The 19,586-nt window shown below is 53.6% G+C and carries 18 protein-coding genes; 12 read left to right on the top strand and 6 right to left on the bottom strand.

Features of this window, described 5'->3' with window-relative positions:
* The first annotated feature begins 25 nt into the window (after positions 1–25).
* The 9 genes from MELB17_RS13470 (at position 26) to MELB17_RS13430 (ending at position 12,175) form a co-directional block, all read left to right on the top strand.
* Positions 26–1,903, top strand: coding sequence for a protein kinase domain-containing protein (locus tag MELB17_RS13470; RefSeq protein WP_050774932.1), 1,878 nt, complete (start codon positions 26–28; stop codon positions 1,901–1,903).
* Positions 1,904–1,994: 91 nt separating this feature from the next.
* Complete coding sequence (locus tag MELB17_RS13465; RefSeq protein ID WP_007350819.1) at positions 1,995–2,738, top strand: class I SAM-dependent DNA methyltransferase; 744 nt, start codon at positions 1,995–1,997, stop codon at positions 2,736–2,738.
* Positions 2,739–2,843: 105 nt separating this feature from the next.
* Positions 2,844–5,030 (top strand): type VI secretion system Vgr family protein, encoded by a 2,187-nt coding sequence (locus MELB17_RS13460; RefSeq protein ID WP_007350818.1) that lies wholly within the window; start codon positions 2,844–2,846, stop codon positions 5,028–5,030.
* Positions 5,017–5,862, top strand: coding sequence for a DUF4123 domain-containing protein (locus MELB17_RS13455; protein WP_007350817.1), 846 nt, complete (start codon positions 5,017–5,019; stop codon positions 5,860–5,862). Before MELB17_RS13460 ends, MELB17_RS13455 begins: the two co-directional genes overlap by 14 nt.
* Positions 5,856–8,987 carry a hypothetical protein gene (locus MELB17_RS13450; RefSeq protein WP_007350816.1) on the top strand — a complete coding sequence of 1,044 codons (3,132 nt, stop codon included), beginning with the start codon at positions 5,856–5,858 and terminating at the stop codon, positions 8,985–8,987. Before MELB17_RS13455 ends, MELB17_RS13450 begins: the two co-directional genes overlap by 7 nt.
* 3 nt (positions 8,988–8,990) lie before the next feature.
* Complete coding sequence (locus tag MELB17_RS13445; RefSeq protein ID WP_007350815.1) at positions 8,991–10,010, top strand: tetratricopeptide repeat protein; 1,020 nt, start codon at positions 8,991–8,993, stop codon at positions 10,008–10,010.
* A gap of 45 nt (positions 10,011–10,055) precedes the next feature.
* On the top strand, positions 10,056–10,373 hold the full coding sequence (locus MELB17_RS13440; protein WP_007350814.1) for a TM2 domain-containing protein: 318 nt from the start codon (positions 10,056–10,058) through the stop codon (positions 10,371–10,373).
* 333 nt (positions 10,374–10,706) lie between these two features.
* Positions 10,707–11,552, top strand: coding sequence for a DUF72 domain-containing protein (locus MELB17_RS13435; protein WP_007350812.1), 846 nt, complete (start codon positions 10,707–10,709; stop codon positions 11,550–11,552).
* Positions 11,552–12,175, top strand: a complete 624-nt coding sequence (locus MELB17_RS13430; protein WP_007350811.1) for a DNA-3-methyladenine glycosylase family protein — start codon at positions 11,552–11,554, stop codon at positions 12,173–12,175. The genes MELB17_RS13435 and MELB17_RS13430 overlap by 1 nt, the downstream gene beginning before the upstream one ends.
* Positions 12,176–12,424: 249 nt before the next feature.
* On the opposite strand, the gene nei is transcribed toward MELB17_RS13430, so the two are convergent.
* Together nei and MELB17_RS13420 are read right to left on the bottom strand one after the other, a co-directional pair.
* Positions 12,425–13,261, bottom strand: coding sequence for an endonuclease VIII (gene nei, locus MELB17_RS13425; RefSeq protein ID WP_036184741.1), 837 nt, complete (start codon positions 13,259–13,261; stop codon positions 12,425–12,427).
* Between the two features lie 102 nt (positions 13,262–13,363).
* Positions 13,364–14,002: an SDR family oxidoreductase gene (locus tag MELB17_RS13420; protein ID WP_007350809.1), complete on the bottom strand. Its 639-nt coding sequence runs from the start codon at positions 14,000–14,002 to the stop codon at positions 13,364–13,366.
* Between the two features lie 121 nt (positions 14,003–14,123).
* On the opposite strand from MELB17_RS13420, the gene MELB17_RS13415 reads away from it, so the two are divergent.
* The gene (locus MELB17_RS13415; protein WP_007350808.1) at positions 14,124–15,218 is read left to right on the top strand and encodes a hypothetical protein; all 1,095 of its coding nucleotides are present in this window, start codon (positions 14,124–14,126) and stop codon (positions 15,216–15,218) included.
* A gap of 134 nt (positions 15,219–15,352) precedes the next feature.
* Positions 15,353–16,303 (top strand): DMT family transporter, encoded by a 951-nt coding sequence (locus MELB17_RS13410; protein WP_007350807.1) that lies wholly within the window; start codon positions 15,353–15,355, stop codon positions 16,301–16,303.
* 30 nt (positions 16,304–16,333) lie between these two features.
* Here the strand turns inward: MELB17_RS13410 and gloA are convergent, their stop codons facing one another.
* The 3 genes from gloA to MELB17_RS13395 form a co-directional block, all read right to left on the bottom strand.
* Entirely contained in the window at positions 16,334–16,879 is a 546-nt protein-coding gene (gloA, locus tag MELB17_RS13405; RefSeq protein ID WP_007350806.1) for a lactoylglutathione lyase, read from the bottom strand.
* A gap of 70 nt (positions 16,880–16,949) precedes the next feature.
* Complete coding sequence (locus MELB17_RS13400; protein ID WP_007350805.1) at positions 16,950–17,999, bottom strand: rhodanese-related sulfurtransferase; 1,050 nt, start codon at positions 17,997–17,999, stop codon at positions 16,950–16,952.
* A gap of 148 nt (positions 18,000–18,147) precedes the next feature.
* Complete coding sequence (locus MELB17_RS13395; protein ID WP_007350804.1) at positions 18,148–18,876, bottom strand: DsbA family protein; 729 nt, start codon at positions 18,874–18,876, stop codon at positions 18,148–18,150.
* Positions 18,877–19,000: 124 nt separating this feature from the next.
* On the opposite strand from MELB17_RS13395, the gene MELB17_RS24615 reads away from it, so the two are divergent.
* A complete protein-coding gene (locus MELB17_RS24615) occupies positions 19,001–19,174 on the top strand; it encodes a DUF6435 family protein (protein ID WP_007350803.1) in 174 nt (57 codons plus the stop codon).
* Between the two features lie 54 nt (positions 19,175–19,228).
* On the opposite strand, the gene MELB17_RS13390 is transcribed toward MELB17_RS24615, so the two are convergent.
* Entirely contained in the window at positions 19,229–19,573 is a 345-nt protein-coding gene (locus MELB17_RS13390) for a chaperone modulator CbpM (RefSeq protein ID WP_007350802.1), read from the bottom strand.
* Between the last annotated feature and the right edge of the window lie 13 nt (positions 19,574–19,586).

Raw genomic sequence — 19,586 nt, 5'->3', positions numbered from 1 at the left:
TGCTTTTGCACTTGGGCTAAGCCCGATGGCCCGGCAGAAAAAAATGCGGGGGCAGCCGGCAACGCCCTCGCAGATTCAACAGTTCTACATACCCGAAGAGCAGTCCATTTACCTGCTCAGTCACGACGACGCGCGCAAACTAAAAAACTGGGTTGCGCTCTGTACCGCCCAACTGCGAGGGCTGGGCTATCGCGACATCGAGATGATCGGCAAAGGCGCTTACGGCTTTGTGTTTTCAGGCAGGCTAACGCTGGAAGGCGCCAGCGATCTGGAACACGTGTTCAAATTTATCCGCATCAATCTGCCGCGCCACCTGCACGACCGGCTGGAAGACGAAGCCTATATTCTGGAACAGGTAGAGCACCCGCGGGTGCCGCGCCTGATTTCTTTCCAGCGGGCGCGCAGCCAGCCCATCCTGGTGATGGAAAGGGCGCCAGGGCTGAACCTGGAAGTGGTATCGCTGCGCGAAGGGCGCCTGAAGCCGCGGCTGATCATCCGCATTGCCGGCCAGCTGGCAGACATTCTGCGCAATCTGCGCCGGGAATCCGCCGATGGCAAACGGCCCATTGTGCACGGTGACATCAAACCCTCGAATCTGGTCTTCGACGCCAGGCACGAAAACACCGCCCTGATCGACTGGGGCTCGTCGGTGTTCGCCCAGCTGGATGCCAGTCACCAGTTCCTTAACAACAGCGTGATGGAGCTGATGTCAGACAACCTGCAACAAACCAACGCACGGTTAGGCGATGTGTACTTTATTGGCGAAGAACAACTTTACGGCGGGCTTTCATCGCCACGCTTTGACGAGCAAGGCGCCGCAGCCACTCTTTACGCCCTGGCCTCCGGCCAGTCCTGCCGCTTTGGCCATCAGGCAATACCCGCCGACTCGTTGGGGCTGCCCATGGAATTCGCCCGCATGCTGGACGGCATGCTCAGCCCCGATCCCCAGCAGCGCCAACAAGCCGGTGACTACTACATTCGGGAAATGCCCAGAATGGCGCGCACGGTGATGATTGATCTGCCCGAACCTGCGCCCGTTCCACTGGTGCCGGTGTGGATACGCCAACCCGGGCGTGAAATCGACACGGTAGTTTACAGCTCGCGCAAATCCTTCCTGCGCCAGGAAGGCACGGTAAACACCTTGGACGACGTCAACGACGTGCAGCTAGACCGTTACTACAAAAACTTCATGCAGGGCATGGGCGACACCGAAAAAGCGTTTCTGGCTGCGGTCAGCCGCCTTGGCCGCTACCCGGTAGAAGGCGGCCTGGCGGTGCGTTGGGAGCCTAACGGTATTTATGTCGACACGTCCTTACACCTGCACGATCCACAACTGAAAAGCGCCTTCACCACCGCCGTCAACAACATGGTCAACCTGGCCCAGGCCATCTACCGCCAGGGCATCTTTAAAAGTTGCCTGTTCAACGCCCGCGACACACTGCACGTTGAACGCGATCAAGCCGACCAGCCGTTTGTCACGCCACCAACCATGCATTTGCCTTATCAGATCAGTTCGGCGCCAGAGGTAGAAGACCGTTCACGAGTGCACTCCTACTTTGAAGACGGCCCAGACCCAGAAGAGTTTCTGGTGTTGCCGCCCACCATTATCACCGCGCTTGAAGCCTTGAACAGCATCCACCACACCGGCATGATCATCTTTGAGGCCCTGCCCCTGCACCTGAAAATTCACAGCCAGTACCGCCTGCTGGACCCGGCCAAAGAGGACGAATTCCGCCAGCACCTGGACGAAATTCTGGCCGCCGTCGATGAGATCACCGGCTTTGGCGTATCCGGCTTTATGAAAATGCCTTACAAAGACACTCGCTTCTTTCCCCACATCGAACGCCTACCTGAACGCTACTACCCCCGCAATCCTCGGCAGGAAGTGACTCAAGCAAGCTAGTATTTCGCCTGGCTAATTCCCTTCGCAAACACAGCGCTTTGGGATACGATGCCGCGCCCACCCGATTTACCGCTCACACACTCAGGCTGCCATGTCCTCCAACGCTCTCTACACCGACCTGTCGGACTATTACGATTTGCTGTGCACCGACATCGACTACCAGGCGCAGAGCCACAGCGCACAGCGCCTGCATCAGTTGTTCGGTAATGGCGGCACCAGCCATCTGGATCTGGCCTGCGGCACCGGCCTCCACGTGCGTTACTTTATCGATACCGGCTACAACAGCCGCGGGCTGGATATCAGTCAGCCCATGCTGGAAGTGGCAAAAATCCGCTGCCCGGAAGCACCGTTTTCACTGGGCGACATGTGCGATTTTCAAGTGAATGGGAAGCTGGACCTGATCACCTGTTTTCTGTATTCCATTCATTACAGCGGCGAACTTGAGGCGTTAAAAAAATGCATCGCCCGCGTGCACCAGGCGTTAAAGTCAGGTGGCGTGTTCTGCTTTAACGCGGTCGACAAACACAAAATCGACAACAATTTGCGCGTCAGCCACAGTGCGAACCATGAAGGCAGTCACTTCACCTTTAGCTCGGCCTGGCATTATAGTGGCTCGGGCGGCCGGCAATCGCTCAAACTGGGCATCTGCAAAACCACCGTCGGTATTACACAAACGTGGCACGACGAGCACCCGATGGTGGCGGTGAGTTGTGACCAACTGAAAGAGCTTCTGGTGCCGTATTTCGATGTTCACATCTTCGAGCACGATTACGACAAAATTACCCCTTGGGACCAAACCTCTGGAAACGCGCTGTTTGTGTGCGTGAAGTTATAGGCGAGTGTTCAAAACCGAGAGCTGGTCCCTGGATTTATTTTAACCGCGCTGTTACCGTCCTACTCGGATTTTCAACAGACTCACATATTTTCAAGGACTGAAGATATGCACCAAGCAAAAGGACTGCAGTTCACTGCCCGTGTTGGCGAACTGCCCGAAAATGTTTTCTCTGTTATCGGCTTTGAACTCACCGAAGGCCTGTCGGAGCTGGTTCATGGCCGTCTTAAAATGGCCAGCAACCTGCCGACGCTGGCGGCCGCTGACATATTAGAGCAATGGTTAGAGCTAACCATCTGGCAGGACGGCGCAGCGCTTCGCCGCTTTACCGGTGTTGTCAGCGAATTTGTCCGCGGCGACAGCGGACACCGCCGCACTCACTACGAAGTAGTTATCCGGCCGCCCTTGTGGCGCCTGGGGCTAATGCACAACAGCCGCATATTCCAAAGCCAAAGCACCGACAACATCCTGAGTACGCTTATACGCGAACGAGGCATGGCCGATGCGGTGTTTGACCTGCAACACACGCCGCCTGAACGGGAATACTGCGTGCAACATCGGGAAAGCGATCTTGCTTTTCTTGAGCGGCTGGCCGCCGAAGAAGGCTGGCACTTTTGTTATCACCACGGGCGTTATCACCACGACCAGTATCAGCACGACAGCGACGACGGCCAGGAACAACCCGCCCTGATAATAGCCGACAACCATCGCAACGCACCCAGGCTAGAAGCTGTTGAATACAACGCTAAAGCCGGCGGCAGCAGTCGGCAACCCGCGGTATTTCGTCTGCGGTACGAGCAACGGGTAAGAGTTGCAGCGGTGGCCATGAAAGACTACACCTTTCACAATCCTGCTTATGCACTCTTGCAAGAACACACCGCCAGCAGCCTTCAGCACCGCGACGACTACCAACACTACGAATATCCCGGGCGCTTTAAAGCCGATGCCAGCGGCAAACGGTTTACCGACGCTAAGTTAGATGCGCTGAGGAATGACGCCAGCACCGCCAGCGGCGAAAGCAACCGCGCTGACTTTACCTGCGGCGCCAAAGTACAGCTCACCCGTCACAACAACGAAAGATTGAATCAGGACTGGCTGATAACCCGCGTTGCTCACAGCGGCAGCCAGCCGCAAGCACTGCAAGAAGAAGCCGGCGCCAAACCAACCACCTACCACAATCGCTTCAACGCGGTTCCCGCACACATCAACTGGCGCCCGCGATGCACTCACCGGCCGCTGATGGACGGCCCACAAATCGCCATCGTAACCGGGCCTGACGGTGAGGAAATCCACTGCGATCAACACGGCCGGGTTCAAGTGCGCTTCCCCTGGGATCAGCGTCCGCGGACGGGCCAGGCAGAGAGCTCTGAATCAAGCGGAGCACAAAGCAGTGCCTGGTTGAGAGTCAGCCAGGGTTGGGCAGGCGGTCAGTACGGCTTTATGGCGTTGCCAAGAGTGGGCCACGAAGTGATCGTGTCATTTCTGGACGGCGACCCGGACCAACCCATCATCACCGGCCGCACTTACCACGCCACTAACACACCGCCGTACGCCCTGCCCCAGCACAAAACACGCACCACTCTGAAAACCCAGACCCACAAGGGCGAAGGCAGCAACGAATTGCGCTTTGAAGACGAAGCGGACAAAGAACACATCTACATCCACGCCCAAAAAGATCTGGATGTGCTGACTCAAAACAATCGCACCGAAGTCATCAAAAATGACAGCCATCTGACCGTTGGACAAAACCGCTTTAGCCACACCAAAGGCAACGAGCACAGCACAATTAACGGCGAACAGCGCCAGCACATCGGTGGCGATTACAGCCTCACCACAGGCGGCAGCCACCACAGCCACTTCGGCAAAGCCCAACTGGTCGAAGCCGGTACCGAAATTCATCACAAAGCCGGCCTGAAAGTGGTGATTGAGGCAGGGGCAGAAATCACACTGTCAGCCGGCGGTAGTTTTCTCAAGCTCGACCCCAGCGGCATAACCGTATCTGGGCCGTTGGTGCGAATTAACTCGGGGGGTGGGCCTGGGAGTGGTTCTGCAGCCGCCGCTCAGTCACCAGAATTGCCCCAAAGCCTTGACGAGCACGAGCAGCCAGATAACGACTCAGTGCAGCTGGCTGACGCTGATCAACGTCAGAATAAAAAGGCTGAGCCCGTCATCAAATCTGATCTCTCTTCACTGGATAGAGGAGTTAAAACCCGAGCGGCCAAAGCCGGACACTTTTTCGTGCCTGCCTGTGAAATGGACGGAAGCGGGGAGTGTGCCATTCATGACCATGATTGAGCGTGTCTCTGCGAAAAAAACTAAACCGCAAAACGCCGATTTCGCCATTTTAGACTTGGCCCAGCAGGAAGAAGGCGTATTGCTAGGGTGGCTGTACAGTCACTTCGAGCGTAAAGAGATCCCCTGGGTTTCTCTTTATTTTGGCAGCGAGTTAAACAGTGATTGGATGGCCGGGCCCATTCTGGTTGAACTGAGAGGCTCCAGTGAATTTCTAAACGCGCTGATTGAACGCTGCCAGACCGAGTACCTGGGTGTGCTTATCCATTCAGGCGATATAAGCCTGGTAACGATGGCCGAGCACCTGTGCTCGCTGATCACCGTGCAACTGGACAATAAGCCCGCCCTATTCCGCTTTTACGATCCCCGTTCCCTAGGCCCTCTGCTGGAGGTTTTGGAACCTGCCCAGCGCCAAAGGCTGACCGGCCCCGCAGAACGGTGGAGCTGGTATCAATATCAAAACTGGTATCAGTGGGAAGCCCAGGCGGGGAGCGCAACGCCCACGATAGAGAAATCACTATCCATTTCAGCAGCGCAGCGAGTTCAGATGGATACGGCCCGCAGCCGCCAGTTTGCGCAATCGCTAACACACACTTACCGCGCGCATATTCCCGATGATGACGCGGAAACCTTTGTTATGAACGAAGTCCAGGCTGCCAGTTCAGCTGGATTGACGAGCCTGGCCGATCAGGAGCGCTGGTTGCGCATGGCCTTAAAAGTTCAGCGCCCCTTAATAGAATCTCCACAGTGGTGCGAGATTTCCCAGAGTGGCAAGAAAACAGCTGCTCAAATACTGAACCAATTAGAGTGCGAACAAGGACGTAAAGCATGCTGAATGATCACAGCGCCAGAGACTCAACAGATGAAAGCGCGTTGCCCCCACCGCTGGTGGCAGAATGCGATCCCACATCGGCCCATTCGGAAGCACACCCCTGCAAAGACTCTAAATACGCCACCATTATTTACGTGACCGGGCATCGCAGTTTTTGGCTGATTCCTCAAAGCGTTTTGGACAAAATTGAAACGAGTGCAGACCGACTCAAAACGGCGACCACCCGGGAAACGCTGGAGCAAAGGCTAGAAGAGCTGAAAAAGGCCGGGCTTACAGATCTGTTCTTACCGGCCCGGGCTCAAAGCTTTCTATTCCCGGCAGAGCAAGAAGAATGGCAGCAACTGATCCGCGACAACCTGGCGGATGAACGTGAAATAAAACGCCTGGACAAAGAGCTGGAACGCGTAAAGCGGGATCACCTGAAAAAAATGGTGACATGGAGCCCTGACATCTCAGGAAAACATGGCCCACACCTTCCGCAGATGCTTGATCTGTACGGTGATCAGAAACCGTTTATAACGCCGCGGAATAAACGGCTGGATAGGTTAGAAGCACGCCGGAAACGCCTTTTAACCCTGCGTAAACAAGGATTGGAAACCGCCAAAAAGGCAGGTTATGAAGTCGTTAACGGCCAACTGTTTTCGCCGGAACAAAAAGGCATCAAAAAAAGCCTGACTGACTATCAGCAAGCCAGGCGGCAATTTGAAACCGACGAGCTCGCCAACGAAACCCGTACGGCTATTTTCATAAACACGATCCGCAACAATCGCACATTAATGGAATACGAGTTGGCGAGAGATAAGCCCGACATGACACAGGTAGAGCAATACCTTGTCGAGCTGGACTCGCTGCAAGACAAGGTGCGCGAATACGTCCTTGCCATTCTTGATCTGGCGAATATAGGCATCGCAACACCAGAATACGCACTGGCCAGCGGCCGGCAAAGCACGAGTGACGGGATTGTTCAGTTAGCCAGTTTTCAAAAATTGCACTGGCGCATCGACTCGCTTACGGAAGACATGAAAAACGAGGGCCACTCCTGGTTCAGCGCCCTTGGCGGTAATGGGCCTGTCCCGGCAACCGCTCTTTTGAAATACCAGACCGACATTCAAGACCTTCAGACAAAACAACAAGCATTACGCCACACCGCGCAAAAAAATGCCGAAGCCCTGTTGCCGCCAAAAATGTTTGTTTGGGAACCCAGCGATTACCAGATTACCCCACAAAAAACATTGGCTCGCCCAGGTATTCCGTTGCGCGAATTCTCCATGCCCTGCGGCGGGTCTACGCTTAAACATTTTTCATTGCTCGACCTGAACGGCGGTAGAAAGCTTTTAGGGGAAGCTGAGAAACTTCATTCCGCTGACGATATAGCCATCTCGATAAAAGCCGCACAGAAACCTGGCGAAGACAAAGCGTTGGAAAAACTGCTGCTGGACAGCGGTGCCCAAAGGTACCCTCTGAACAATCAGTGGTTTGATAAGAACGGACTGTTCAGGCCAGAAACCTTCTGCAACGCCATCGAAACCGAAGGCGTATTGATCGAAAGAAGCGCGGAAGAGCTTCTGGACTGGGGTACGCAGCTACAAAGTTTCCTGTTTGAAGCGGAAGCGAAACGCCACCTGCTGAGTTTTGACGACAGCTACACAGGGCAATTTACCCGTCTTGTGATTAGCGGAATACCCGGAGAGCTTGGGAAAACTCTGGAAAACAAGCTGAAAATCAATATTCTTACAGGGATTGACGGCCCAGACAGCGCCCCATCCTTTGGTGTGAGCGGCAATCAGGCAACAGCGGGCTATACATTTAGCCAGGCCAGCATTGGCGCTGATCTGGTTTACCGCCAAGGCCAACTGGATCTAATTTCGCTCACGTTTCCAAAGCCGGAAGAAGCAAAACCAGTGACTATTTCCTACGTAACAGAAAGCGGCGGCGGCCAGCTGGAACTGGGGCACTTCTCTTGCGAACTGAATGTAAAGTGTTGGGGCTACGTCGGTGCTCGCATACTGCTCAGCCGTTCTATTGGCGTAGAAGCCTCTCCAGAAGCCGGCATCCAGATTACAGGCATAGATTACAAAAACCGCAAAGCCACAGGGGCAGAGTTCGACACCTTCGCCGGAGCCCAGACCGGCCTGATGGCTCACGCTGACATGAAATGGGCCATACCAGACCATCTGCGCAAATCCAGAAAGTGGAAGCTGATCGGCGAAAATGTCCCCAAATGGATAAGCTTAGGCACCATGAGTGCCGATTTGATCGGTTCTGGCGGCGTAGGAGCACAAGGAGACATCGGCATCGGTTTGAAAAACGGGCGACTGATTTTCTACGCCAGGCAACAAGTGGTTGCCGGCCTGGGTGGCGGATATTCCATCGGGTTCGAAATAGCCTTTGATGCCATCCCGCTGTGGATACAACTGCTCCAAATGGAACTTCACGACAATGGCTACCGACGCGTCTATTGGATCGACGACGATGCCTTCAAATATCTGAGCATGCTGATTAATCTGTTTCTTTCTTCGGCCCTGAACATATCGTTTCTGGCCGCGCAGACTTATGACTTTGTTGAAGAAATTTATCGTGACTTTAACAGCGGTAAGAACGCAGGGATTATAGCGACGAGCATAACGGAAGCTATCGAAATCGATGAAGGTACACGAGTGGTTTCTGATGATCGTCCGCGAGTATCGTTGCAGGCGTACAGATCTTGGTTCTTAGGGTTACAGCCTGAAGCAATCGGGCCAATGCTGCATAACTTGGTGTCTGAGCCGGTTGCGTTTGAAGGAGGAGACGAACGGGAACGCAGGTCTCCAGAGGAAATGTTGAAGCTTCAGCAAATCTCCATCCTCCAATGCTTGAACTGGATGAGTGAGTCGGAGTGGGCCCGTCCGGAACCCTATAAAAAAGCCAAACCCAATCGCATCCAGCGACAATTTGAAGAATCTGTTACTCGAATGAACGCACAGGGAATCAGGCAGTCCGAAAATCCCAACCACATGGCCCTAAACAATATCCTTAGATTGGATGAGTTTATGAGCAGAGACGTGACGATCGGTCAGGATGTAACTCGGTTTCTAGAATACCAATCACTATCTCAAAAACTCAGCTTACATCTCGTAGAGTTAACATAAATTATGTACAGCTTTTCTCTAACTCAACTTCACGCGCTTCTTGTATTGATCGCCTTCTCTTCATCTGTGTTAGCTCAAACCCAGCAAGAGCACGCAGAAGATTTGTTCCAAGCAGGGTATACGCTTTATCAGCAACGCTTCGGCGCTGTAGCTATCACCCCATTAGAAGAAGCCGCAAAACTGGGACACGCAGAAGCTGCGTATTGGGTCGGCGAAATCTTACGCAAGCGATATTCTTTCATTACGGACGAGGTCGAGGCGTTCTACCTTCAAGCGGCTGATGCTGGAGATGTCTATGCCATGCTTCGATTTGCCCAAAAGGGCAAAATGTGTGGAACGCTCAAGAACTGTAACTATGATCGCCAGAAATGGCTTGATCGAGCGAAAGAAATCGCACTTCCTCAAGCTAGAGCAGGCAACACTCAAGCAATGATGGCCGTGTCTTTGGCATATGGTCTTAGTGGTAGCCTAAGCGAGGAATTAGAATGGGTGAAACGAGCGGCTGAAAGCCAGCACAGCTTTGCCCAGTATTGGCTTGCAGTGGGCATGCTTGACGCTCAGCAGATGGGCTTTTACTGGACAAAAGAAAGCCGCCAAGACGACATCCTGAAATGGCTCCGCGCGTCAGCAGAAAATGGCTATCCACCAGCCATGCTCAAACTGGCTATCACGCTTCGGGAGCAAAATGATTTAGAGCAGGCGCGCTACTGGGTAGAGCAAATGGCCCATACGGATTACTACGACGCGGTGGTCGAGGCAGGCACACAGATTATGATGGGGCCTGATGTCGGCGAGATTTTATTGCCGTCGATTTCATACCATTTTGAGAAGCCACGTCCAGTGCAGGGAGCCGCGTTATTAATGGCCGTTCATCGGCAAACCGGTAAAAGTGCACCAATGAAAGTCATAGACGCTTATCGCGAGCACCTCACTCCGGAAATGCTGAAAAAAGCTGAAACCCTTTCCAAAGAGCTTCTGGTCGATACACCCATCATTTATTACCTGCCAAAATTTGGCTTATAGCAATTTCAATTGCTCCATTTCACCACGATTATTCAAGGAAGAATAATGGAAGATATAAGAGTTTCGCATAAACCTAAAAACCGCATCATTGCTCTGACCCTGGGCTGCTTTTTGGGTGTCTTTGGCATGGACCGCTTTTATCTTGGCAAATGGAAAAGTGGCATCGCAAAAGCACTGACATTTGGAGGCTTGGGGCTATGGTGGTTTTTTGATAACTCAATAATGCTGCTCGATGCCTTTCTGTTCTCTTTTGGCAAAGATTCAGGGTTTGTAAAGGACGCTGACGGGCAAGATCTCAGGTACGGCTTGTCAATGTTTCGCTTCAAGGGTGGACGTTTGCAATTAGACTGGTTCAGCAATTAATACCCTCGAAATCTTGCCAGTAAAATTAGGCAACAGCATTCTCAATCAAGGATAAGAAATTGAAAACTTTAGCCATCACAAAACATCTTTTTACACTCATCGGCGCTGCTTTACTGGCCAGCACTTTCTCTCTCTACAACGGCACTGCATCTTTTTTGAAAGAGGCCGCCAGCACGTAGGGCACGGTTGTAAAGCTGGCGCCATCACGCTTCAATAACTCCACAACCTATGCTCCGGTACTTCCGTTCACTCAAATGAATGGGCGCCTGATTGAATTCACGTCGAGCGCCATCCGTATGAAATAAGCAATCGACATCAGGACATTACCAATCAATGGCGCTCCCCTATTTCCTCGGCTGCCCCCAATGGCAAGACCCGGCTTGGAACACCTTGTTACCACCAGGCCAGGCACCACTCGCCCGTTACAGCCAGGTGCTGAATTGTGTAGAAGGCAACACGACGTTTTACGCCACGCCCAGCCAGGAGCAGTGCCGTCAGTGGCGCTCGCAGGTGCCGGACGATTTTCGCTTTCTGTTCAAATTTCCCCGTCGAATTACTCATGATCAATTACTGTCGGGAATAACGGCTGACACAAACGCCTTTTTGGATATACTTTCGCCGTTGAATGACGTCCTCGGCCCAATGTTCATTCAGCTGCCGGCGGCTTTTAAGCCAGAACATCTGGCTCGGCTGTGGCGGTTTATGGATAAATTGCCAGAGTCTCTTACCTGCGCTGTGGAAGTTCGTAACAGCGCATTTTTCAGCAAGGGCGAGGCCGAAAAAGCACTCAACCGCGGGCTGCGTGAGCGCAACAAGGCCCGTGTCTGTCTGGACAGTCGGGCGCTGTTCTCGGCAGAACCCAGCACCGATATCATTCGCGATGCCCAGCGCAAAAAGCCGAGGGTTCCGGTTCATCTCCTGCCGGTGGACGCTCCACCGATGATCCGCTACATCGGCCATCCCGAGCTTGAACAGAACCCTCCTTTTCTGGCGCCTTGGGTAGAACGTGTCGGCCAGTGGATTGAACAGGGCCAACAGCCCTATGTGTTCATGCATATGCCCGATAACGGCGATGCACTGGCTCTGGCGCAACTTTGGAGTAAGCTGTTACAAGACCGCTTACCACAGGTAGCCGCTTTGGATCTGGCCGCGCAACGGCCCCAGCTTGGATTGTTTTAATGAAAAGAACCTCGCTCACCCTCGAAAGTCTTGACTACGGCGCACAACAACTCGCCGCTGTGGATGCGGATCTTGGCCGTATTTATACCCGCTTGGGTGCGCCGCCGCTATGGGCGCGGGAACCTGGTTTTGCTTCCCTGGTGCACATTATTCTGGAGCAACAAATTTCCATAAAGGCCGCGCAAACCGTGTTCGAACGGCTGTGTGCACACTTGGGTGAAATGTCGCCGCAGCGGATGGTTTCAGCAGGTGAGGAAGAACTGAAAGCGTTTGGGCTAACTCGTCAAAAAGCCCGTTACTGCTTTGGATTAGCAGAGCGCATTCATACCGGAAAACTCAATTTGGCGCAGTTAGACGCTCTGAGCGACACCGAAGGGCGCGACGCGCTCTTGGCTATCCCCGGGCTAGGCCCATGGAGCGTTGACGTATACTACCTGATGGCATTGCGCCGGCCGGATGTTTGGCCGCTGGGTGATTTGGCACTGGCGGCGGCCATGCAGGAGATCAAACAGCTGGACGCACCCGCAACACGCCAGCAACAGGTGGACATTGCCAACGCTTGGTCGCCTTGGCGCGCCGTCGCTGCGCGGCTGCTGTGGATGCACTATCTAGACAGTCGCTAGACGCCCACGAACAAAACGCAGCGCCAAAGCGACAACGCTTCATTATTTATACAATTTATACAACTTATCCACTAACAGTTACCCACAGAAGCTGTGGATAACATTGTGAGCAGGGCAAGGATAGGTCCAATGAACCCCTAAAACACAGGGATTGTGGAGATGTGGTGTGAAAATGATCAGCTCGAGCAAGCTGATTACTTTATGCTCAGCCTGCGGCATTAAGCGAGCAAGACCAAGCGCCCTAAAGTTTCAATCTGCTTGACACAGGGGGCAATAATACAACCGCCGGCTGGCAACGCTGATTTTTACGATGGGCGTCTCGCATTCGTAGCAAGGCTCGGAGTCGCGATTGAACACCATAAATCGGCGCTGAGAAAAGGTACGCCCTTCCCGCTTTAATCTTTTCACTCGTTCAGGATCGTTGGTAATACCTTTCAGGCGGTAAGTTCGTTCGATCAAAACCAGAATGGCCTTGGCCAGCCGCTCGCGGGCTTCTGATGACATGTCCTTTGGCTTTACGGACGGCATCAAGCCCGCTTCAAACAGAATTTCCGAACGCAGATAATTGCCCACGCCGGCGACAAACCCCTGGTCCAAAAGCAAACCGCCCAGGCCGCGGCCGCGAAAGCGCTTATCATCAAATTGCGCGAGCACGTTTTCGACTGAAATAGTCTGGTTGACCGGATCAGGCCCCAACCGCGCCAGATACACCACCTGCTCCAAATCGTCAGGCCGCACCAGTCGAATGTCAGATGCGCTATAAAGCCAAGCGGCTTTGTTTGACCCGATAACCGCAAAGCGCAGTTGGCGCCCGGTTTTTGGTTGGGCATCCGCCTTGCTAATTCGCCACTGGCCGTAAAGCTGGTTGTGGCTGTACACGCACCAAGGTCCGTCATCGGCGAGGGCCGAAAAAAACACCAGTACGGCTTTACCGCGGGCCTCTACCGCCGTTACCAGGCGGCCGGCCAATGTTGGTTCAAAGCTCTTGAAACGGTCGAAGGCGAAAAACACCTTGTCCGCCTTGCATTGGCCAACGGCGTTTTGAATATCATCGACCATGCGACGTATCTCGGGCCCTTCAGGCACTGTTGTTCTCCATTAATGTTCGCCATCACTGTCCGCCGTCGATTAAATTGTCATTCAACCTACGGGACTTAAAACTTGAATTCAGGAACAGAACCGATGACATCACAGCGCCGCCAACGCCTCATCCACCTGGGTAGTGCCAGAGAGCACTTCGAATGTGCGGTTATCGCAGTTGTCTGAATTCAAAACCGCCAGCAGTACATTGGCTACGTCTTCCCTGGGAATGTCGCCTGGGCGGTCCAGGTTTTCACGAATATCGACCTTACCGCTGCCCGAATCTTCAGTAAGTGGGCCGGGGCGTACAATCGTGTAGGTCAGGCCGCTGGCTATCAGATGCTCGTCCGCTTTGTGTTTTGCTTCAAGATAATGGCGAATTTTTTCAGGGGCGTCGCCAGGCTTGTCTGCGCGCATACTGCTAACAATTATAAAGCGCTTGATACCCATTTTTTTTGCGGTGTCCATCAGGTTGATGGCGCCGTTCTGGTCTACGTCGACGGTTTTTTCAGGGCCGGTTTTGGGGCCTGAACCTGCGGTGAAAATAACCGCATCACAACTGCGTAGCGCTTCGCGGCAATCACCTTCCAGGTTCCCCACCACGGTTTCGGTAGCGCCCAGTTTTTGCAGATCAGGCCCCTGCTCCGGGTCACGAATCAAGGCCCGTGCCTCGTGCTCGGTGTCTGCCATCTTTTCCAATAAATGACGACCTATCTGGCCATTGGCTCCAGCAATTAATACCCGCATGATGTGATCTCCTGTTGCAATGACCTAATAGTGAACCTAATGATCTCTGTGCGCCAACGCGCTCTTTCAAGGCCTGACGGAGCTACGTCGTAACTAAGTGGGAACTAGGGAGGAACCAAGGATGAAAAGACTCTTTGCTATTTTTGTATTGGCCGCCTTACTGGCCACTTTTTTCAGCTTTGCTGCCGCACCCGTTCCGGTTGAGCAAAAACTCATCCGCATTCACGCCAACGATGTGCTGGGCGAGTTTCCCGGCATTGAGCATGAATCCGTTGATTTGCAGGCTGTTCTAGCGGATATGGCCCAGGATCCGCTGCTGGTGCTAAAGGCAAGAGCCGCTCTGTTGAAATACCCGGTTATGGCCCGCCAGATGCTACAAATTTACGGCGGCGAGCCGGAGTTTCAGGAAATTCTGCGGCAACATGGCGACTCGGTGTTGCCACCCATCCACTATTTTGTGTCCAATCCTGTTGGATCCATTGAATGGATGAACATGGCTGGCACGCAATATCAGCTCTTTAAAAAATGGTTTACTGATCACGAAAACAGCTCGACGATCGTTGATTCTGCACAGCCACTCACACCCACCGAGCGCGGCTGGTACGCGGTTCAGTACATTCATACTGAAGGTCATGATTTTCTAGGCCAGTTTCTGGTTAATCCTGAGGGCAAGGTTGAGTGGCTTGCTAGCGAGCGTGTTCTGGAAGGCCTGAACCAGTTTTTCGCCGGTGGCCTGCGCCAACTGGAAAAACGCCATCGTATGAATGAACCCATTGGCGCCGGTGATATTGGCTGGGCAGCGTTGGATGCGATGGTGTTCGCCAGCGCGGTGAAAGTTCTGCGTATTGGTCGATTCGCTGCCGCAACCACCCAGAATGCCAGCCGCGGCACGCGCTCTGCGGCCCTGGCCGTACGTTTCAGTCGCGGTGGCCGCTTAGTGCTCAGCAGTGCCCGCTATGCCAAATGGCCGCTGATTGTAGGCGCAGGCTATCTGGTTATCACCCACCCCAGCCTGATTAACGACCTTCTGGTCGAGCTGGCTGACGTGATTGGCGCACCGGCCTTACTGATTCAATGGGTTGGTTGGTTATTGCTGCTAATGCCGGCTCTATATCTTTTACGCGGCCTTCTTTGGCTGATAACGCCTCTGTTGCAAGCTGTACTTTGGAGCACCGGGCGCCTGCTAGCGCAGTTTAGCGGTCGCAGCGCTGCGTAAAGATGTTTTCAGCCTCGCAGCGACGGCAAACTAAACTGCGCGGCCTGTGTTTTATTTTGGGCAAACATAATCGGGCTGGTCGCGCCACGCCCCAACGCCTATCATAGCTTCCTTTCTTTTTGCCGGATGTTCTTATGCTCAGGGGCGTATTATTAATCGCATTTGCGGCTGTGCTCTGGTCTACCACCAGCATCGTCGCTAAATTTCTGTTTGCCAGTTCTGACCTGGGAGGCCTTACCCTGGGCTTACTCAGATTAATGGTAGCCCTGCCGTTTTTCTGGCTGCTAATGCGCCGCGAGCAGCACCGGTTGGCCCTCCAGCAACGGCAAAACCCGACCGACGGCCCTGCACCGCTCACGCGTCTGCGCCAGATTCCGTTAAAGGCCCTAGTACCACTGGCCGGGCTGGGCATTTTTCAGGCTGTATATCAGGGCAGCTATCTGGTGGCGGTAGACTTAACCGGTGCCGGCATCGCCACGTTGATTTCACTGTGCCTGCCACCGGTTTTTGTAGCCCTGCTGGCGGCCCCCATACTGGGTGAAAAACCGGGTGCGATTACCCTGGCGGCGCTGTTCGTGGCCATAGCCGGTACCGTTATGCTGGTGTTGAGCGACATGGAAACTGCGGGGACATTGCGCCTGGCGGGTATTCTAATGTCGCTGCTGGCCGCGGCTGTTTACACCGGGTTTAACCTGACCAGCCGTTACAACTCTGCGCGAACGCCGGTGTTTACTACCGCTTTTCTGTGTTTCTTCACCGCTGCGTTGGTCTTGCTGCCAGCGGTCTATTTCAGCGGTGGCTTTGCCGATGTGCAAAACTTGCAATGGCAGCACTGGCTGATGGTAATTTACATCGGGGTAGTGCCAACCTGTATTGCTTACCTGTGCTTTTTTGACGGTATGCAGACAACGCCGGCCACCCTGGCCAGCATCATTGTTATTTTGGAACCCTTATTTGTCGCACTACTGGCATGGCTCATTCTAGGCGAGGAATTAGGCACAATCGGCCTTGCGGGCGCGTTTATACTCACCGTAGCGGTGGTGGTGGCGTCACGCTATGGTAACCCACCACAGCCAGCCAACTAACGAGTGAGCGTTGAAGGCTGACCGCGCGCATCAGTCTTTGCGCTGATACTCAAGCATATCGGGCTGCAGAATTTCAATCCAGTAGCCGTCGGGGTCTTTGATAAACGCCAGGCCCTTCATCTTGCCGTCATCCGGCTTTTTCACAAAATCGACGTGCAAAGCCTCGAACCGATCACAGGCCGAGTAAACATCCGGCACCGCGATACCAATATGGCCAAAGCCCTGGGGCTGGTCGTTGCCGTTGTGGTAGGCAAAATCGTCGTCGTTCTCGGTACCCCAGTTGTGAGTCAATTCCAACATGGCTTCGCGGCCAAAGGTGTAAGTGGTGCGGTGGGCATCATCGGTCGGTACCGTGCTGGCCTGACGCTCATCCAGATACCCCAGAAAATACAGGGTAAATTTCATTTCCGGAAAGTCCAGTTTGCGGACCAAACGCATACCCAGAACCCGACTGTAAAAATCCAGGGATTTTTGAGGATCTTTTACTCGTAACATGGTTTGGTTAAATACAAAGCCTTCGGTTTCTGGCACCGGCTCGTGATGAAGTCCGGGCGCCTGTTCAAAGTGTTTTGGCATAATGAAAACCTGTTGGTAAGCCGCGCAACCCCTATAAGCACGCAGCCGATGAATGGCAGGTATATAAGGTTTAGTTGTGATCCGTCGAGGGCTTTTCAAGGTTATACCCTAAATCGGCACGGACTTTTTTACCTTCCAGACTTAGTTTGGCCTGACGTGCGCGCTCGGCCTGCTTGCGTTTTTTGCGTTCAGCAACAACGCGGGCCGCATCGCCTCCTACGTGAACTTCACCACGCTCCTCGGCCAGGCGCATTTGCCGTTCGCGCTCGGCAAAGCGTGCCTTTTGAGACGCGCTTGATACACCAGCGCACTGATGACAGCTCACGCCTTTGTTATATTCCGGCCGCAGCTTGTCATTTTCAGTGATCGGGCGACGGCAGGCGTGGCACTGGTCGTATTCGCCACGCTCAAGGCGATGATTGACTGTAACGCGATCATCAAATACGAAACATTCACCTTCCCACAAGCTTTTATCTTCCGGCATCTCTTCCAGGTATTTTAATATGCCGCCTTTAAGGTGATACACCTCGTCAAAGCCCTGCTCTTTCATATAGGCCGTCGACTTTTCACAGCGGATACCACCGGTGCAGAACATGGCGACTTTCTTGTGTTTGACCGGGTCAAGGTTCTGTCTTACGTACTCGGGAAATTCTCGAAATGAATCTGTGGCGGGGTTGAGGGCGTTTTTGAAGGTGCCAATTTCCACTTCATACTGGTTGCGGGTATCGACCAGCACCACCTCGGGATCGGAAATCAATTCGTTCCATTGCTCGGGGTTCAGGTAGGTGCCCACAATGCGCTTTGGATCAATGCCTTCAACGCCCATGGTGACAATTTCTTTCTTCAGCTTGACCTTGGTGCGCTTGAACGGCTGCTCGCCGACAAACGATTCCTTGTATTCAATGCCGGCGAAACGGCCATCGCTGTTAATCCAGGTCTTTACCGCATCAACGCCCTCGCGGCTGCCGGCTACGGTGCCATTAATGCCCTCGCTGGCCAGCAATAATGTGCCATGCACACCTTTTGCCAGCATCAGGTTCAGCAGCGGCTGGCGAAGGGTCTGATAGTCGTTCAAAACCGCGAATTTATACAGCGCACACACAACAACGGAATCAGTCATAGTAATCTCCTGCGGGCCGGATCGTAAATCCGGAGCATGGTTGGGGTAGTCGGGTATTCAAACAGAGGGTGATTTTAGTCAATTAAGGCGATGGATCAAGTCAGGAGTGGCCGCAGCAGCGCGCTGCGGCCAGGTATCACCAAAAAAGTTAGCGGCTGACAGCCAGTTCGCGTTCCACTACAGCCGACAGCTGCCCCCAGCCTGGGCGGGTCAGGACGATGTTATCGACCATCACTGTGGGCGTGCTGACCACTCGCAGCTGGGTTGCCACTTTGGCGCTTTGTTCGATGGCCTCGCGGTGCAGTTCTGTGGCCATGCAGCGGCTGAAGCGATTTTCACTCAGGCCAAGGTCGCCGGCATAGCGGGTAAACGTTGCCTGCGGATCTGATACGCCTGCCCAGGCCGACTGATTGCTGTACAGTGCCTCGTGCATGGGCCAAAAGGCGTTCTGGTCGCCCGCGCAGCGCGCGGCCTGGGCAGCCGGCATGGCGTTGGCGTGCTGTGATAACGGCAGCTCAAAGTACACAAAACGCACCTTACCGCTTTCCACGTACTCTTTTTTCAAACGTTGGCTAGCGTCGGCGAAGCGGGCGCAGGCCGGACACTGATAATCCGCAAATTCCCGCACCACAACCGGCGCATCAGCTGCACCCACTGAAACACCAAATTGGTCCAACTCGGCTGGAAAATCCGGCGTACCTTGTTTTGCAACTGGCAGTTCATCGGAATCCGGCGACGGGCCAGACGTTATAAAAAACAGGCCAATCAACATGGCGACGACAGTCAAAGTCATAATACCCAAGGCCAGCGAGCGCTTGCTAGCCGGTTTACGAGCCGCAGCGGAACCGCTGTGGTGGCGACGTTTTGCTTCACCCATGAAAACCAACTCCGTTGTGTATTAAAGGCTTAGCAGTAGAGCATAACCGGTAGTGCCGGCTTAGTCATCGGATTCGATGTATTTGCCGTATACACCGAAAATTCTATTAAATAAGGAGCGATTAATGCTTGGATTCTTTAAAAGCGATCCGAAGAAGAAACTGCAAAAAGCCTACGAGGCCAAGTTGGAGAAAGCACTGCACTCTCAGCGAAATGGTGATTTACGCACCCACAGCACGTTGATGGAGGAAGCCGAAAAGCTGTATGCGGAAATCCAGGCGCTCGAAAAGAGCGCCTGAATACGAGAGAATGGCGCCACTGTTATGAACACGCGCCCTACATTCCTGTGTCGTCTATTCCCCTGACAACTGCCGAAGACGCTGGTTCAGGCGGCTCACTTCCCTACGCATTTGCTGAATTTCATCCAGCAAATCGAGCGATACCGCCAGACCCGGCAAATTCAGTTTCAGGTCCTGCTGCAATCTTAAGGCCCGCTGCAGGCGTGTTAAGGCCATTACATCGAATTGCCAGTCCCGCGGAAGGTGATGCTCTTCGATGGGCGACAGAATGCCGTAGTTCACCAGCTTAATCACGAATTCTGCGTGACATTCACCACGTTCGCAAATCTCGTGCAATGTAAACACGCCACCGTCGGCATCGGTAATTTCTACAGTCAAAATGCGATCTTGTCTGCTCATCCCAAACCTCCGG

The sequence above is a fragment of the Marinobacter sp. ELB17 genome (assembly GCF_000169375.1).
Classification (GTDB): Bacteria; Pseudomonadota; Gammaproteobacteria; order Pseudomonadales; family Oleiphilaceae; genus Marinobacter.
This window is presented reverse-complemented; position numbering and strand designations above follow the sequence as displayed.

What these genes read in the sequence shown, in the direction of transcription:
- MELB17_RS13470 (WP_050774932.1), top strand. Translation starts at nt 26, where the DNA reads ATGGCCCGGCAGAAAAAAATGCGGGGGCAGCCGGCAACGCCCTCGCAG.
- MELB17_RS13465 (WP_007350819.1), top strand. Translation starts at nt 1,995, where the DNA reads ATGTCCTCCAACGCTCTCTACACCGACCTGTCGGACTATTACGATTTG.
- MELB17_RS13460 (WP_007350818.1), top strand. Translation starts at nt 2,844, where the DNA reads ATGCACCAAGCAAAAGGACTGCAGTTCACTGCCCGTGTTGGCGAACTG.
- MELB17_RS13455 (WP_007350817.1), top strand. Translation starts at nt 5,017, where the DNA reads ATGACCATGATTGAGCGTGTCTCTGCGAAAAAAACTAAACCGCAAAAC.
- MELB17_RS13450 (WP_007350816.1), top strand. Translation starts at nt 5,856, where the DNA reads ATGCTGAATGATCACAGCGCCAGAGACTCAACAGATGAAAGCGCGTTG.
- MELB17_RS13445 (WP_007350815.1), top strand. Translation starts at nt 8,991, where the DNA reads ATGTACAGCTTTTCTCTAACTCAACTTCACGCGCTTCTTGTATTGATC.
- MELB17_RS13440 (WP_007350814.1), top strand. Translation starts at nt 10,056, where the DNA reads ATGGAAGATATAAGAGTTTCGCATAAACCTAAAAACCGCATCATTGCT.
- MELB17_RS13435 (WP_007350812.1), top strand. Translation starts at nt 10,707, where the DNA reads ATGGCGCTCCCCTATTTCCTCGGCTGCCCCCAATGGCAAGACCCGGCT.
- MELB17_RS13430 (WP_007350811.1), top strand. Translation starts at nt 11,552, where the DNA reads ATGAAAAGAACCTCGCTCACCCTCGAAAGTCTTGACTACGGCGCACAA.
- MELB17_RS13420 (WP_007350809.1), bottom strand. Translation starts at nt 14,002, where the DNA reads ATGCGGGTATTAATTGCTGGAGCCAATGGCCAGATAGGTCGTCATTTA.
- MELB17_RS13415 (WP_007350808.1), top strand. Translation starts at nt 14,124, where the DNA reads ATGAAAAGACTCTTTGCTATTTTTGTATTGGCCGCCTTACTGGCCACT.
- MELB17_RS13410 (WP_007350807.1), top strand. Translation starts at nt 15,353, where the DNA reads ATGCTCAGGGGCGTATTATTAATCGCATTTGCGGCTGTGCTCTGGTCT.
- gloA (WP_007350806.1), bottom strand. Translation starts at nt 16,879, where the DNA reads ATGCCAAAACACTTTGAACAGGCGCCCGGACTTCATCACGAGCCGGTG.
- MELB17_RS13400 (WP_007350805.1), bottom strand. Translation starts at nt 17,999, where the DNA reads ATGACTGATTCCGTTGTTGTGTGTGCGCTGTATAAATTCGCGGTTTTG.
- MELB17_RS13395 (WP_007350804.1), bottom strand. Translation starts at nt 18,876, where the DNA reads ATGGGTGAAGCAAAACGTCGCCACCACAGCGGTTCCGCTGCGGCTCGT.
- MELB17_RS24615 (WP_007350803.1), top strand. Translation starts at nt 19,001, where the DNA reads ATGCTTGGATTCTTTAAAAGCGATCCGAAGAAGAAACTGCAAAAAGCC.
- MELB17_RS13390 (WP_007350802.1), bottom strand. Translation starts at nt 19,573, where the DNA reads ATGAGCAGACAAGATCGCATTTTGACTGTAGAAATTACCGATGCCGAC.